Origin of the sequence: Bacillus sp. SG-1 (assembly GCF_000181495.1) — a bacterium.
GTDB lineage: Bacteria > Bacillota > Bacilli > Bacillales > Bacillaceae_B > Rossellomorea.
Genome location: NZ_ABCF01000016.1, coordinates 1 through 13,831 on the forward strand (window position 1 = coordinate 1; position 13,831 = coordinate 13,831).

Annotated in this window: 11 protein-coding genes, 1 pseudogene and 1 riboswitch; of the genes and pseudogenes, 11 read left to right on the top strand and 1 reads right to left on the bottom strand. The window is 44.6% G+C overall.

The window, feature by feature from the left end; translation table 11 throughout:
* Nucleotides 1–317 precede the first annotated feature (317 nt).
* The 5 genes from BSG1_RS09605 (at nt 318) to BSG1_RS09625 (ending at nt 7,579) form a co-directional block, all read left to right on the top strand.
* Nucleotides 318–1,448 carry a trans-sulfuration enzyme family protein gene (locus tag BSG1_RS09605; RefSeq protein WP_006836817.1) on the top strand — a complete coding sequence of 377 codons (1,131 nt, stop codon included), beginning with the start codon at nt 318–320 and terminating at the stop codon, nt 1,446–1,448.
* Between the two features lie 787 nt (nt 1,449–2,235).
* Nucleotides 2,236–2,349, top strand: a riboswitch (SAM riboswitch).
* Nucleotides 2,350–2,460: 111 nt separating this feature from the next.
* Nucleotides 2,461–3,759: an O-acetylhomoserine aminocarboxypropyltransferase/cysteine synthase family protein gene (locus BSG1_RS09610; RefSeq protein WP_006836820.1), complete on the top strand. Its 1,299-nt coding sequence runs from the start codon at nt 2,461–2,463 to the stop codon at nt 3,757–3,759.
* Between the two features lie 3 nt (nt 3,760–3,762).
* A complete protein-coding gene (metX, locus tag BSG1_RS09615; protein WP_006836821.1) occupies nt 3,763–4,803 on the top strand; it encodes a homoserine O-acetyltransferase MetX in 1,041 nt (346 codons plus the stop codon).
* A 148-nt stretch (nt 4,804–4,951) separates the two neighbouring features.
* Nucleotides 4,952–6,394, top strand: a complete 1,443-nt coding sequence (locus BSG1_RS09620) for a S41 family peptidase (protein WP_006836822.1) — start codon at nt 4,952–4,954, stop codon at nt 6,392–6,394.
* Between the two features lie 204 nt (nt 6,395–6,598).
* Nucleotides 6,599–7,579 carry an NAD(P)-dependent alcohol dehydrogenase gene (locus tag BSG1_RS09625; protein ID WP_006836823.1) on the top strand — a complete coding sequence of 327 codons (981 nt, stop codon included), beginning with the start codon at nt 6,599–6,601 and terminating at the stop codon, nt 7,577–7,579.
* Nucleotides 7,580–8,087: 508 nt separating this feature from the next.
* Here BSG1_RS09625 and BSG1_RS19825 read toward each other — a convergent pair.
* A complete protein-coding gene (locus BSG1_RS19825; RefSeq protein WP_006836825.1) occupies nt 8,088–8,630 on the bottom strand; it encodes a DUF402 domain-containing protein in 543 nt (180 codons plus the stop codon).
* Between the two features lie 196 nt (nt 8,631–8,826).
* Here BSG1_RS19825 and BSG1_RS09640 point away from each other — a divergent pair, with 196 nt between their 5' ends.
* The 6 genes and pseudogenes from BSG1_RS09640 to BSG1_RS09665 form a co-directional block, all read left to right on the top strand.
* A complete protein-coding gene (locus BSG1_RS09640; protein ID WP_006836826.1) occupies nt 8,827–10,032 on the top strand; it encodes a PDZ domain-containing protein in 1,206 nt (401 codons plus the stop codon).
* A gap of 264 nt (nt 10,033–10,296) precedes the next feature.
* On the top strand, nt 10,297–10,851 hold the full coding sequence (locus tag BSG1_RS09645) for a BsuPI-related putative proteinase inhibitor (protein WP_006836827.1): 555 nt from the start codon (nt 10,297–10,299) through the stop codon (nt 10,849–10,851).
* Between the two features lie 166 nt (nt 10,852–11,017).
* Nucleotides 11,018–11,788 (top strand): alpha/beta fold hydrolase, encoded by a 771-nt coding sequence (locus BSG1_RS09650; RefSeq protein ID WP_006836828.1) that lies wholly within the window; start codon nt 11,018–11,020, stop codon nt 11,786–11,788.
* A 58-nt stretch (nt 11,789–11,846) separates the two neighbouring features.
* The gene (locus tag BSG1_RS09655) at nt 11,847–12,497 is read left to right on the top strand and encodes an HD domain-containing protein (protein ID WP_006836829.1); all 651 of its coding nucleotides are present in this window, start codon (nt 11,847–11,849) and stop codon (nt 12,495–12,497) included.
* A gap of 64 nt (nt 12,498–12,561) precedes the next feature.
* Nucleotides 12,562–12,795: a CsbA family protein gene (locus BSG1_RS09660; RefSeq protein ID WP_006836830.1), complete on the top strand. Its 234-nt coding sequence runs from the start codon at nt 12,562–12,564 to the stop codon at nt 12,793–12,795.
* A gap of 255 nt (nt 12,796–13,050) precedes the next feature.
* Nucleotides 13,051–13,815 (top strand): annotated as a pseudogene (locus BSG1_RS09665) (serine hydrolase domain-containing protein); the annotation flags it as partial.
* Nucleotides 13,816–13,831: the final 16 nt, after the last annotated feature.

The following is a 13,831-nucleotide window of genomic DNA, read 5'->3' on the forward strand; positions in this document are numbered from 1 at the left end:
GTGCTTTAAAGCACCAAAAGGGACTGTCCCTCTTCTTGCGGTAATGCGTTAATAGAGTAAAGGATGACAGGGTGAATTCACTGTCGTATAATGGTTATTAATGGAGGCTCTTTTCTTAAACTTTGTTGCTATATAATATGAATTTCGAAAAATATAGACATCATTCACACGAAATATCCTGGAAGGCAGGAAGAAAAGAGCTGCTCTCCCTGTTTAGAGAGAAAAAACCTTGTACCAGGGAAAAATCCGGCACTAGGGATTTTTCCGAAAGCAACAATCAATAAGAAAACAGCCTTAATGGAAAAGGGGTTCTTCAGATGAAGTTTGACACAAAAGTCGTTCACAGCACATTACATGATCGCAGCATAAAAAGCAAAACTACACCAATCTATCAAACCTCTGCATTTTCGTTTTCTTCCTTGGAGGAGCTTGAAGGATTCTATGAAGGGAACTCCCCTTACTTATACACAAGGTCTGGGAACCCGAATACCGATGAATTAGGAGATATGGTGGCCGTTCTTGAAGGTGCGCCAGCCGGAGTGGCTGCTGCATCTGGTCTGGGAGCGATCCTCGCCGGCATTTTGGCAGTGGCAGAAAGTGGAGACCATATCATTGCCGCTGAAGATATTTACGGAGGCACATACCACCTCTTAAACGAAGAATTGAAATTTTTCGGGATCACGGTTTCGTTTGTCGATTTCAGTGACCCGCAAGAGATTGAAAACACTATCACTCCGCAAACCAAGCTTCTCTACAGTGAAAGCATTACGAATCCTTTTTTACGAGTTGAAAATATCAAACGGATGGTTACGATTGCGAAAACCCACAACTTATACACAATGATCGATAACACGTTTGCGACACCATATCTGATGACGCCTTATAAGGATGGCGTGGACATTGTTGCTCACAGTGCCACGAAATACATCGGGGGTCATAGTGATGTGACGGCAGGGGTAACCGTTGGATCTCAAGAACTGATCACTAAAGCGCGAAACAAGGTCATCAACCTGGGGGTTAATCTCAGTCCCCATGAAGCGTGGCTGACGGTCAGGGGCTGTAAAACCTTATCACTCCGCATGAAGCAGCAATGTGAAAATGCGGCAAAACTTGCACAAGCCTTAACTGGTTACCAAGGTGTAAAATCAGTTTATTATCCAAGGAATGCCTCCGAAAAAGGCAATGGTGCCATCGTAACTATTGAGCTTTCTGGGCAAAATGATATCCACAGGTTTTTCACAGGCTTAAGCTGGGTGAAAATTGTTCCGACCCTCGCGGGTGTAGAAACGACGGTATCCTATCCGCAAGGCACATCCCACCGAGCTTTATCACCGGAAGCGCGGGAGAAAATCGGCGTGAATTCCCACGTGGTAAGGATATCTGTCGGAATAGAGGATTCAGAAGATATCATCAAGGCATTCAAGGATGCAGTGGATTCTTCTAAATAGAAATAAGTTTAGTATAAGAAGTTTGGTATGATCGAAGCCATGTGTACGTTTGTCCCCATTTTTATTAATAATTGAAGCACCAAACACTTACTGATTGTAGCGGAAGGGGCACGACCTCCTGCGGGATTAGCGGGACGTCTAGTTTCAGTGCCAAGCCCCTCGGGGTCAAATAACCCTGAGAGAATAAAAGGTAAGATCTCCTTTTTTTCTCTCAGGAACATTTGCCTGTCGGGGCTGAAAGTGGCACTTCCACTTTTGCTGACAGGTGAGACCCCCAATCCAGTTGCAGCGCCCAGCCCCTCGGGGTCAAATAACCCTCATCGAATAAAAGGAAAGATCCCCTTTTTTTCGATGAGGAACATTTGCCTGTCGGGGCTGAACGGAGCGCTTCCACTTTTTATACAGGCGAAGCCGAGGAGGCTCAACGCCCGCCCCGCGGAGTCGGGCCCCTGGAGTGGAAATCGTAGTACAACTTATTTCAACAGCGGCTCTCGGACTCATCCAGTTCCAGAGACCAGCTCCTATCGGATTTCGGTCTCTCTCCTTGAGATAAGTCATCATCGATTGGTTTTGCTCATCGTGATTCTTTTATCTCATGCGAAAGCCCTCCAATCCTTACGGCTCTGAGCGCCCGACCACTGCGAAAATCGCGCTAAGCAAACACCATTATTCTTTAACACTGCCTTAAAATAAAAATAAAAAATTCAGAATACTTATTGACCTGACAAAAATAGTCAGTTATAATCCAACACATACGACATATACATTTTCATAAGCAAATCGATAACTCTTATCGAGAGCGGCGGAGGGATTAGGCCCGATGAAGCCCGGCAACCTACAGGCAGTTTCTGCTTGGAAAGGTGCTACATCCTACAGGCTCAATGAGTCTGGAAGATAAGAGGAGGAGCATTGATCTTTCAAGCCCTCTTCTTAGCGGAGAGGGCTTTTTTATATGCAGAATTCCTCTTCGCATCCAGCAAAAATTATATGAAAATTTGAGGAGGAATTATTAATGACAAATCATCAATTTGACCCGGAGACACTATTATTGCATGGAGGTCAGGAGCCGGATCCCGTAACAGGATCACGTGCGGTTCCGGTTTATCAAACAACATCCTACGTCTTCAAAGACACTGAGCACGCCCAAAACTTATTTTCATTAAGTGAACAGGGGAATATCTATACACGGATCGGCAACCCGACGGTCGATGTTTTTGAGAAAAGAATTGCACTGCTTGAAAAAGGGGTGGCGGCCGTAGCCGTTTCTTCTGGAATGGCGGCGATTTCGCTGGCGATTTTAAATATTGCGGGAGCAGGAGATGAAATCGTAGCTTCTTCCAATCTATATGGAGGTACATATAATTTATTTGCGGTCACCCTCCCGCGATATGGAATCAAGGTGAATTTCGTCGACAGCACAGATCCGGAAAACATCCGCGGGGCCATCACGGAAAAAACAAAAGCGGTCTTTGCCGAAACGATCGGAAATCCGAGTTTGAATGTCCTTGATATTGAAAAAGTGGCAGATATCACTCACTCCAATGGAATTCCTTTGATTATTGATAATACCTTCCCGTCACCGTATGGCTGCCAGCCGATTCAATACGGAGCAGATGTCGTCATCCACTCGGCAACCAAATGGATTGGCGGTCACGGAACTGCAATCGGCGGAGTCATCGTTGATGGCGGTAAGTTCGATTGGGATAGTCCAAAATTTAAAGATTTCACCGAGCCGGATCCAAGTTACAACGGCCTGCGCTATGTCGATGTCGGAGAAGCAGCTTATGCAGTGAAATTACGTGTTCAGCTTTTGCGTGACCTCGGTGCCTGCTTAAGTCCGCATAACGCCTTCCTTTTACTGCAGGGTCTTGAAACGCTGCATTTAAGAGTTCCAAAACACAACAGCAATGCGTTGGAAATTGCCCGTTACCTTGAAAAACATCCTTCTGTGGATTGGGTGAGCTATCCGGGCCTTGAAAATCATCCGTCCAATTCCCTTGCAGAAAAATATCTGTCTCATGGACACGGCTCCATAGTCGTTTTCGGAATCAAAGGCGGAAGGGAAGCGGGCCGAAAACTCATCGATAATATCACTTTATGGTCGCATGTCGCCAATGTTGGGGATGCCAAGTCACTGATCATCCATCCTGCGTCTACAACGCATCAGCAGTTGAGCGCTGAGGACCTGAAAACAACGGGGGTCACAGAGGAACTCATCAGGCTTTCAATCGGGTTGGAATCGGTCAAAGACCTGCAGGCCGATCTGGATCAGGCTATCACAAAAGCGACGGCAGCCGCTGCCTCTGTTTAAACGATGAGTGAATATACTTACCAAACAGGCACTGTCCTCATAGGAGACTTGCTGCTGGAAAGCGGGAAACTCTTGAAAGGGGCGGAACTCCGCTATGAACTTTCCGGAAGAAAGACAGGACCTGTCATTCTGGTCTGCCATGCCTTGACGGGGAGCCATCTCAGTGTCGGAACGGAAAAGCAGCCTGGGTGGTGGAGGGAATTGATCGGCCCCTCCGGCTACATCAATACGAAGGGATTTTTAGTCTTGACCTTCAATGTTTTAGGCGGCTGTGACGGTTCTACGGGACCCGCTTCCGTAAACCCAGAAACGGGGGAGCAATACAGAATGGCTTTCCCTGAGCTGACTGTCAGGGATATTGTAAAAGCTCAATATCAGGCCTTGGAGGAGCTTGGGGTTTCTTCGCTGGAGGCTGTAATCGGAGGCTCACTGGGAGGGATGCAAGCCCTGGAGTGGGGGTTGCTTTATCCTTCGTTCGTCAAAAAAGTGTTCCTGCTGGCAAGTACTCCCTACTTTTCAGATTATGGAATTGCTTTTAATACCATTGGAAAAACTGCGATTATTTCCGACCCGAACTGGCGGGAGGGAAAATACGAGCGTCCTGCCGATGTCCTCGGTCTGAGAGTGGCGAGGATGGCCGGCATGGTCACGTACCGGTCACCGGAGCTGTTTCAGAAAAGGTTCAACCGGAGCAAAGCGTCTGAAGAAATCTATCAGGTGGAATCCTACCTCGCTTATCAGGGTGAAAAGCTCGCCAACCGGTTTGATCCCAACAGTTATTTGTACCTGATGGCTGCCATGAACAGCCATGATATCGGGAGAGACCGCGGCGGCTGGAAAGAGGCAGCTTCGCAGTTCCAGCCACAGTTGATTGCATTGGGGTACACCAACGATTTGATCTATCCTCCGGTTTTGATAAAAGAATTTGCACATCTGGTCAACAACTCGACCTACTATGAAATAGAGACCCTCTTTGGTCATGATGGATTTTTAACAGAGTTTGATAAGTGGGGAAACCTTATCAGCCGGCATCTGGAAAATTAGATAAGAAGAATCATAACTTGTCCCTCTCCAGCATATAGTTTCAATAGCAAAGACATCGCACCGCTTCTAAAGCATTTTTTGTGTGGTGTCTTTTTTATCACAAAATTTAAAAGAATGCTATTGGAGCTTGCATATAGGAGGGAACGGAATGGAGCAGCGGAAAGGCCTTATAGTCATAGCGGCCGCCTCCCTTTTGACGGGGGCCGGGGGAATGTATGGCGGAATGAGTTTGCTGGATGCATTTGATCGTGATAAAGAGGGGGAGGTTGCCGAAGAAGGCGGCCCGCTGAGTGACCGGCTGCATAAAGTGGAGGTTGCTTATGACCTCATTGCGGATAAATATGTAGAGAAAGTGGACAAGGGAGAGCTTGTCGAAGGGGCGATTCAGGGGATGCTTGATACATTGGAAGATCCCTATTCAGTATACATGGATGCCAAGACCGCCTCGCAATTCAATGATTCTCTCGGCTCTTCTTTTGAAGGAATCGGAGCAGAGGTGACGGTAATGGATGGGAAGCTTCTGATTGTCGCACCGTTCAAAGATTCCCCGGCTGAAAAGGCAGGATTAAGGCCGAATGACCAAATCTTGAAGGTAGATGGAGAAAGTATCACCGGACTTGATCTCTACGAAGCTACCCTGAAGATACGCGGAGAAAAAGGATCTTCCGTAGAGTTGGAGATTGTGAGAGAAGGACTGAAAAATCCTATCAAAGTCAGTGTGAAAAGAGACGAGATTCCTCTGGAAACGGTGCATTCTGATGTGAAAAAGAAGAATGGCAAACACTATGGAATCATTGAAGTTTCATCGTTCTCAGAGAATACGTCGAAGGATTTTAAAAAGCAGCTAGCCGAGCTTGAGGAGCAGGGACTTGCCGGACTGGTGATCGATGTGCGCGGAAATCCCGGCGGCCTGTTGACGAGCGTCAATGAGATGCTGGCTGAACTGGTGACGGAAGAAAAGCCGTATGTGCAAATCCAGGAGCGGAATGGCGACACAATGAAATACTTCTCGGAAAATAAAGAGAAGAAGGCCTATCCGATCACTGTGCTTGTCGATGAGGGGAGTGCCTCGGCATCCGAAATCCTTGCGGGAGCCTTGAAAGAAGCAGGGGGCTATCCACTGATCGGCACAAAAACTTTCGGTAAAGGGACGGTCCAGCAGCCGGTGCCGATGGGAGATGGAAGCAATATCAAACTGACGATGTTCAAATGGCTGACCCCTAAAGGCAACTGGATTCATAAAAAGGGAATTCAGCCGGATATCCCGGTCAAACAGCCTGCCTACTTCTACGCCCATCCATTGGAAACAGAGAAGCCGCTGGCCCGGGAAATGAACAATGAACAGGTGAAGAATGCCCAGCAGATGCTGGAAGGCCTTGGTTACAACCCAGGGCGGATCGACGGTTACTTCAATCAAGCAACAGAGGCGGCAGTCAGAAGTTTTCAGCAGAAACATGAACTTGCTGCTACAGGTAAAATCGACACCGACACAGCTTCCAAGCTTCAGGAAGAAATCTATATAGCGGTTAAAGATGAGAAAAATGATGTTCAGTTGAAGGCTGCTTTGGATTATTTGGAGAGGGTGGAATAAAGGGAGATTCTTAAAAATAACGACTCGTCAATAGACGGGTCGTTTAAATTCTCTGCCTTCCAATTCTGCATTCGGTGGGGAGATTGGTTAAGGTTGATATGTTTCAGTGCCGCCCATTAATACAGATGAACGCACTCTAAACGATAAGGCTAAGTCTGCAGAAAAATTTTTTCAATAGAAGGATGCATAAAAAGGAGGAAATGCATGAAAGCAATTGTATATAAAAAATATGGTAAGCCGGATGTTCTGCAATTAACAGAAGTAGATAAGCCTGCACCAGAAGATAATGAAGTGATGATAAAAGTTTATGCAACAACAGTGACGGCAACGGAGTGTACGTTCAGGAGAGGAAAGCCATATTTTTCAAGATTATATACTGGTATGATAAGACCTAAAAATCAGAGATTAGGGGATGAATTTGCAGGTGAGATTGAAGAAGTGGGAAAAGAGGTGAAAAAATTCAAAAAAGGGGACCACGTTTTTGGTACTTGTACTGGGTATGGTGCTTATGCAGAGTATATATGCTTGCCTGAGGAAGGGGAGACGTTGGCAATAAAACCTGCAAACCTTACTTTTGAGGAAGCTGCTGCGAGCTGTGATGGAGCATTAACAGCATTGCCTTTCCTTCGGGATACCGGAAAAATTAAGAGTGGACAAGAAGTCCTGATCAACGGCGCTTCCGGATCGATAGGTACGTATGCAGTACAGTTGGCCAACTATTTTGGTGCAAAGGTGACCGGAATATGCAGTACAGCAAATGTAGAAATGGTGAAATCTCTAGGTGCGAATGAAGTGATTGATTATACCAAGGAGGATTTTACTAAGAAAGGTAAGACCTATGATATCATTTTCGATACGGTGGGGAAGCTTAATTTTTCACGTTGTAAAGGATCCCTGAAGAAAGATGGTGTCTTTCTTGAAGCTGCCATTGATTTAGGTGTTCTGCCCCAAGTGTTACTAACTTCAATAATCGGCAGCAAAAAGGCCAGAATTGCGGCAACAGGTATGAGGTCAGGTGTCGAAAGAACAAAAGATCTACTCTTTCTCAAAAAGCTCATCGAAGCAGGAAAAATAACACCGGTAATAGACAGGCACTATTCATTGGAACAGATTGTCGATGCTCACAGATATGTTGACAAAGGACACAAAAAGGGGAATGTCGTCATTCAGTTGACAGATAAGTAGCCGCGTAAATGCACCTATTCACGATGCAGGAATAAATAGAATATTCCCATGAAAGCTTAGGGCGAATAACTCTGAGCTTCTTTCAATGCAGTTTACACTTTCTATCACCTATAATTTCAAGTTATACCCAAATGTCTATTTAGTGAGATTGATAATGCGATACAACAACTTGTGTAAAAGGGTGCTGCACAGGGAAAGGACCATAATGATAATCAAGATCTCAGAAAGAAACTTTATAAAACCATTGTGTATATAATCTGTCAGTTGGTTTCCAATGTAGTATATGCCGATGACACCTGTGGTAACCGTAGTTAGGTATGCAATAAAAATCCCTGTAAGCTGGACTTTTGTCAATTGCTTTATAAGAAATTTGTTTCTTCTTATCTTATAAATTATTAGGCCAAGGAACATCGAAACCAGTACACTATCAAACACATCGAAATCCTCCAACAACCATTCTGTTTTTGTTCCTCTTTAACTCGCACATTTATAAGAACTGTTTTTTTGCTTAATAGTAGCGCTCCTTTATTTCCTCTATTTCTATTCCGGGAAATTCACCTTTATTCAGTTTTTCCAATATATAAGACAGTGCCCTTAAGCTCTGCTCTAACTGCTCCTTTGACAAAGCACCTAAAGAATAGGCTTCATAAAACTCATCCATATCCACCACATGATAGCTGCCGTCCTCAAACACACGGATATCGATCAATAAATCATGCACACATACCAATCCATCCGGTTTCTTTTCATAGTCGACAATATCTATCAGCCAGCCTTCGTGGGAATTTTTAAATCCGTAGGAAAATTGAAGTCCGAGGTCCATCTGATATATGATGATGAATTTCTTTAAAGAATTTTCAGGCGGAAGCTCGATCACCAGTGATTCGTTTAATGCGAGAAACCGGTTGGGTTCTGTTTGGCTCAAGGCACGGTTTTCTTTTAAGCGGAGGGCTTCCTCAATTATTTCCGGACTGTTTTTCCTGATATCACTTGTATATTCTAACCCTCCGTGCTCTCTTCCGACATGATTCCAGTAAACGACGACATTCATTTTACATACCTCCCGACAACCTTCACATATTCATTCGCCAGTACCTTGCAATTTCCTTTATATTTCCCGGGAAAAAGTAGAGTTGTCGAGCGCTGGAAAAATTAGTAGATTGATATTACGAAATTTAAATAGGTTTTACCGTGCCGATTTGTTAAAATAATAGAAAAGATTAACACATTGAGGATGGTGAATACCATTGGTACAGCATTGGCTTGTGGAATTTTTGAAAGCAGGCGGCAAGCTGTTTTTGAATCCGCTATTATATTTTTCTATCATAATTGCTTTATTCAGCGGCTTCTTTCGTGTGAAACGGGAGAGGCGGGAACTTCATACCCGGATATTTGACATGTACCACGAGACGCGGTTTTTATTTCCTTTAGGTCTCCTGCTCGGTTTAGGTTTTTCGCTGCTTACAATCGGGGCGGGGCTTGTCATCCCATTTGGAAGCTTGCTTTTAGTAGGAGTGGTCACAATCCTGTTGGGACTCACCTTTAAAACCAGGCTGCTGACTCCGGCGTTTACTGTCGGAATCACCTACTTCCTGTTGTTGGCCATCCATTATTTTGAAGTTGAAATGCCTTTATTCCATACATATTTCGAGCGTCTGAATGAAGGGTTGCTGAATGCAGTTGTCGTTTTGCTGGGAACTTTGCTTCTGTTAGAGGGCGTGTTGATCAGCAATAGTGGCTGGAAAAAAACATCTCCAAGACTGATAAAGAGTTCCCGGGGCTTAAAAGTAGGTGCCCAGGAAGGTAAAAAGCTCTGGGTGGTGCCTATGTTCCTGCTCATTCCTGTGGGAACACTGGATATGCCTTGGACCTGGTGGCCAGTTTTTACAGTCGGTTCCCATACGTATTCACTGATATTATTTCCATTCCTGATCGGTTTCGGGCAGCTTGTCAGAGGTACTCTTCCGCACATCAGCATTAAAGAGACAGGCAGCAGGGTTTTCTGGCTTGGAGCTCTCGTCCTGACGATAGCGGTAGCGGGTTATTTTGCACCGCTCGTATCCATTGCAGGGGCTATCCTGGCGGTCGTTGGCCGTGAATGGCTGGCTTACAGGCAGCGGAAGCAGGATAGTGAAAAATCATATTACTTCTCAAGAAAATCAGAAGGCTTGATGATATTGGCCATTCTTCCTGGTTCACCAGCTGAAAAGATGTCCCTCGTTTCCGGTGAAATGATCACCAAGGTGAACGGTTTCCATGTACAGACAGAAGAAGAGTTCTACGAGGCTCTCCAGCAGAACCGGGCATATTGCAAGCTGGAAGTGATCGATACGAACGGACAAATCCGCTTTGCACAAGGAGCCTTGTACGAGGGAGATCACCATGAACTTGGCATCATATTCGTTGAAGAAGACCGGGATTGGTCCTCTGAAGTCGGGTATCACTTTGTATAACAACAGGCCTTATGGGATTATGCTTCTCATAAGGCTTTGTTTTAAAGGCTCTTTTCTTATCCTTTGTTGCTATTTAATATGTATTAAGTAAGAAAGAAAAGAGCTACTCTCCTGGTTCAGAGAAAAAAACCTTGTAACAAGGGGGAAATTTTTATATGAAGACAGACTTTGAAAAAGCCCATTTCAGAAAAAAATGTAACTTTATCCGGCGATTAACGTCAACTTCTATAAGAGGATATTTTGGAAAAAAAGGAGTGTAAACTAATGATAAAAAAGCTTTTTGCTTTACTGGTTGTGCTCTTTACTATCGGAATGACGGCTGCCTGCGGTTTTAGTGTGAAGCAGGGGGAGAATTCTGGCACTGAAGAAGTCGGAAGCAGTCCACAGGGTGATGAAGAAAACACAGAAGGAGCAGGGAATGGATCAGAGGGTGATGGAGAAAATACAGAAGAAGACAGGGGGCAGGGGATTGTGGCAGGAGAAATAGAACCGTCGATTACAAAGAACGAAAGCGGCCAGTTTGTTTATACGATTAAAAATCAGACTGAAAAAGAAGTGACGTTTGAGTTTACCAGCTCCCAGCGTTACGATTATGCGATTAAAAATGCATCAGGAGAGACCGTGTTCTTATATTCCAGTGTGGCTGCATTTATGCAGGTAATGGGAACGGAAACTCTGGCTCAAGGCGAAGAGCGTTCTTACACAATTGAACTTCCTCCGGCGCAGGACTTTGAAGGAGGAAACATGTTGGAAGTATGGCTGACTCCAAAAGGCGGCAAAACAGCACCGGTTTCCATCAAACTAAATACAAAGAGCTAGTCTTGGCAGCAGTCCTGGAATGAGGACTGCTGTTTCTTTAGTCCTTTAAAGCACGAAGAGGGACAGTCCCTCTTCGTGCTTTAAAGGGATAAAGCCCCCTCTTCTTGTATGTTCTGAGGAAGTTCTGCCAAAGATAACTATAAAATGGCGACAGGAGGGAAATGGAATGGGCCTTTGTGACTTCAGGGACAGGGAGTTATTTTTTGAAGATATCGGGGAAGGGACGCCGATTTTACTGATTCACCCGCCGGGACTGGGCCGGAAATCGTTTATTTACCAGAATCCCTTAAAGGAACAGTTCCGTTTGATCATGCCGGACCTCAGTGGACATGGAGATTCCTATAATGAAGAGGACTATGTCAGCATCGATACATATGTAGAAGAAGTCAAAGCAGTCCTCGATCACCTGGGCATTACCAGGTGTGTCCTGTTAGGATATTCGGCTGGGGCAGTGATTGCACAGGAATTTACTTTTAAATACATAGACATGGTGGAACTTCTTGTTCTTGCAGGGGGATACCCCAAGGTGCAGACGGTCCGTTTGAAGGCGATGCATCTTCTTGGCATGAAAGCGATAAAAGAACGTCCTCAGCTAATCATAAAGGTCCTTTCCAAAGCGCATGCCAAGACTCCCGAAGCCGAGCAGGAGCTTTATGACCACATGGAAAAGGCCAATCGCAGCATCTGGTATCACTATTATAGGCAGTCGCTGTATTATAATTGTACGGAGCGGGTTCTTGAGTTGAAAGTGCCGCTTCTTCTCATTTACGGAGGTAAATCGGATTGGATCAATAATCAATACAAGCTATATAAGGAACATCCTCAGCACGAGCTCGTCATTATTGAACACGCAAAGCACCAGTTGCCGACTCTATTTTCAAATTCTTTTAACAAAGCGGTCTTTTATTATGTTAAAAAAATGTTGAACAGGGAATGAAAAGGAGTATAATGAATAAAACCAAAAAATAGAGACTAGTTAGACAGGGAGGGGTTTTATGGGGATCCATCATTATTTTAAAAGTCTATCAGACGTGGAAAAACTTGTCCGCTGTCCTGGGAGATTCAAATATCAGGACCACAATGTTGCAAGCCATTCCTTTAAAGTCACCAAGATTGCGCAGTTCCTTGGGACGGTGGAAGAACATAATGGAAATGCCGTCAACTGGAAGTCGCTCTATGAAAAAGCATTGAATCATGATTATGCAGAACTGTTTACGGGTGATATTAAAACGCCGGTGAAATACGCTTCCGAAGAGCTGCGCAGGCTGTTCAGCCAGGTGGAGGAAGAAATGATCACCAAGTTTATCAATCAGGAATTCCCCGAAGAGTATCAAGACGTGTACCGTGAAAGGTTTAAAGAAGGAAAGGATTCCACCCTTGAAGGACGGATTCTCTCCGTAGCAGATAAGATTGACTTGCTTTATGAATCGTTTGGCGAAATTCAGAAAGGCAATCCTGAACCGCTGTTCCTGGAAATTTACGAAGAGGCACTTGCCACCATCCTGAAATTCCATGAGATGGACTCTGTGCAGTATTTCCTCAATGATATCCTGCCGGAAATGCTCTCGGAAAAAAACATTCCGCATGAGCAGCTCAGTGAAATGACGAAGAAAATTGTCGCAGGGTTCAACACACCGAAAGAATAAACTATCTCTTCCCATTCGTTTTTTGGTAAAATGAACGTAATGGATGTTTTGAGGAGAGAGTAGAATGGTTTCAAAATATATATTGGGCATATTTTTGCCTGGCCTGCTCGTTGTCCTGTTTACGAGAGTCACCTACAGCCAGATTGTCGGTTTGTTGTTGACGGTCGCTTTAATAGCAGCTTCTGTATATAAAGGATATACGAATACCTGGGGGCTGATTGTGGTGGATGCCGCGTCCCTGACAGCAGGTTTTTGGTACAGTAACCGAATGAGAAAGAAAGCGAGAAATCGCAGCTGAAGCCCTGATCACATCAGGTGCTTTTTTATTTTGTACAATAAAGTGGATATCTAACACAAACCTGTGGATAAATGAAGTTAACCACAGGTTAGCATCCCTTAATTTCAATTTACCAACAGTTTATTAACAATAATACAAAGTTGCCAACAACTTATTCACAAAACCAATAAGTTATCAACAGAGTTATTAACATTTTTATCAACAAGGTGAAGAAATCTCTTTCTAGAAGTCTTTAGGATCTGGAAAAAGGGGAGATTGACTTTGTACCAACGACTTATCTCTTGGGTTGAAGATATTAAGAATAAAAATTGCAGCTCTGGTGCCGCGTTACTTATCATCGCAGATAATCAGACTGTGCTGGAATACTACAGCGGCAGGCAATCCAACACTCCGGACGCCCTGCCGGTCACCAGCAGGACAAGGTTTAATATTGCCTCCGCCCGAAAAAGCTACCTGGGGTTTGCTGTTGCTTACGCTGTTTATGAAGGGAAAATCAAAAGTTTGGATGATGCCGCTGTGGATTATTTTCCGGACTGGAACCGGGAACTGCTTGAGGCTGTGACTATCCGGCATCTCATCACTCATTCCCATGGCCTGAATGTAACAGAAGACGGCACGCCATACAGGGAGTTTCCTCCGGGAGAAGACTGGGCATATAGGGGCATCAATATTTTAATGATGACAGAACTCATTGAAAGGCTTTACGGAAAAAGTTTTCCAGAACTTTTAAAAGAGAGGGTGTTCGATCCACTAGGCTTAAATGAAACCGGCTGGGAAGTAACTCCTCGGGAAAGTCTGGCGGAAGTCATCGTAAATCCCGCTCAGAAAGCCATATCCAGTTTGGGTACAACAACAAATGGAACTGAATCAAATCTCTTCGTCTCTGCAAGGGAGCTTGCGATCTGGGGAAATCTTCACTTAAATATGGGGAAAGCCGCAGATGGAAAACAAATCGTGCCGGCCGAAGTAATTAAACTTGCCACCACCATCCAAAGTCCCCCGTATAAAAAGAAGGCTCTTTTCGCATAGATTGTTG

Coding starts and splice junctions, on each gene's coding strand:
- metX (WP_006836821.1), top strand. CDS start 3,763: ATGAGTGAATATACTTACCAAACAGGCACTGTCCTCATAGGAGACTTG.
- BSG1_RS19825 (WP_006836825.1), bottom strand. CDS start 8,630: ATGAATGTCGTCGTTTACTGGAATCATGTCGGAAGAGAGCACGGAGGG.
- BSG1_RS09605 (WP_006836817.1), top strand. CDS start 318: ATGAAGTTTGACACAAAAGTCGTTCACAGCACATTACATGATCGCAGC.
- BSG1_RS09650 (WP_006836828.1), top strand. CDS start 11,018: ATGGGCCTTTGTGACTTCAGGGACAGGGAGTTATTTTTTGAAGATATC.
- BSG1_RS09645 (WP_006836827.1), top strand. CDS start 10,297: ATGATAAAAAAGCTTTTTGCTTTACTGGTTGTGCTCTTTACTATCGGA.
- BSG1_RS09660 (WP_006836830.1), top strand. CDS start 12,562: ATGGTTTCAAAATATATATTGGGCATATTTTTGCCTGGCCTGCTCGTT.
- BSG1_RS09655 (WP_006836829.1), top strand. CDS start 11,847: ATGGGGATCCATCATTATTTTAAAAGTCTATCAGACGTGGAAAAACTT.
- BSG1_RS09620 (WP_006836822.1), top strand. CDS start 4,952: ATGGAGCAGCGGAAAGGCCTTATAGTCATAGCGGCCGCCTCCCTTTTG.
- BSG1_RS09610 (WP_006836820.1), top strand. CDS start 2,461: ATGACAAATCATCAATTTGACCCGGAGACACTATTATTGCATGGAGGT.
- BSG1_RS09625 (WP_006836823.1), top strand. CDS start 6,599: ATGAAAGCAATTGTATATAAAAAATATGGTAAGCCGGATGTTCTGCAA.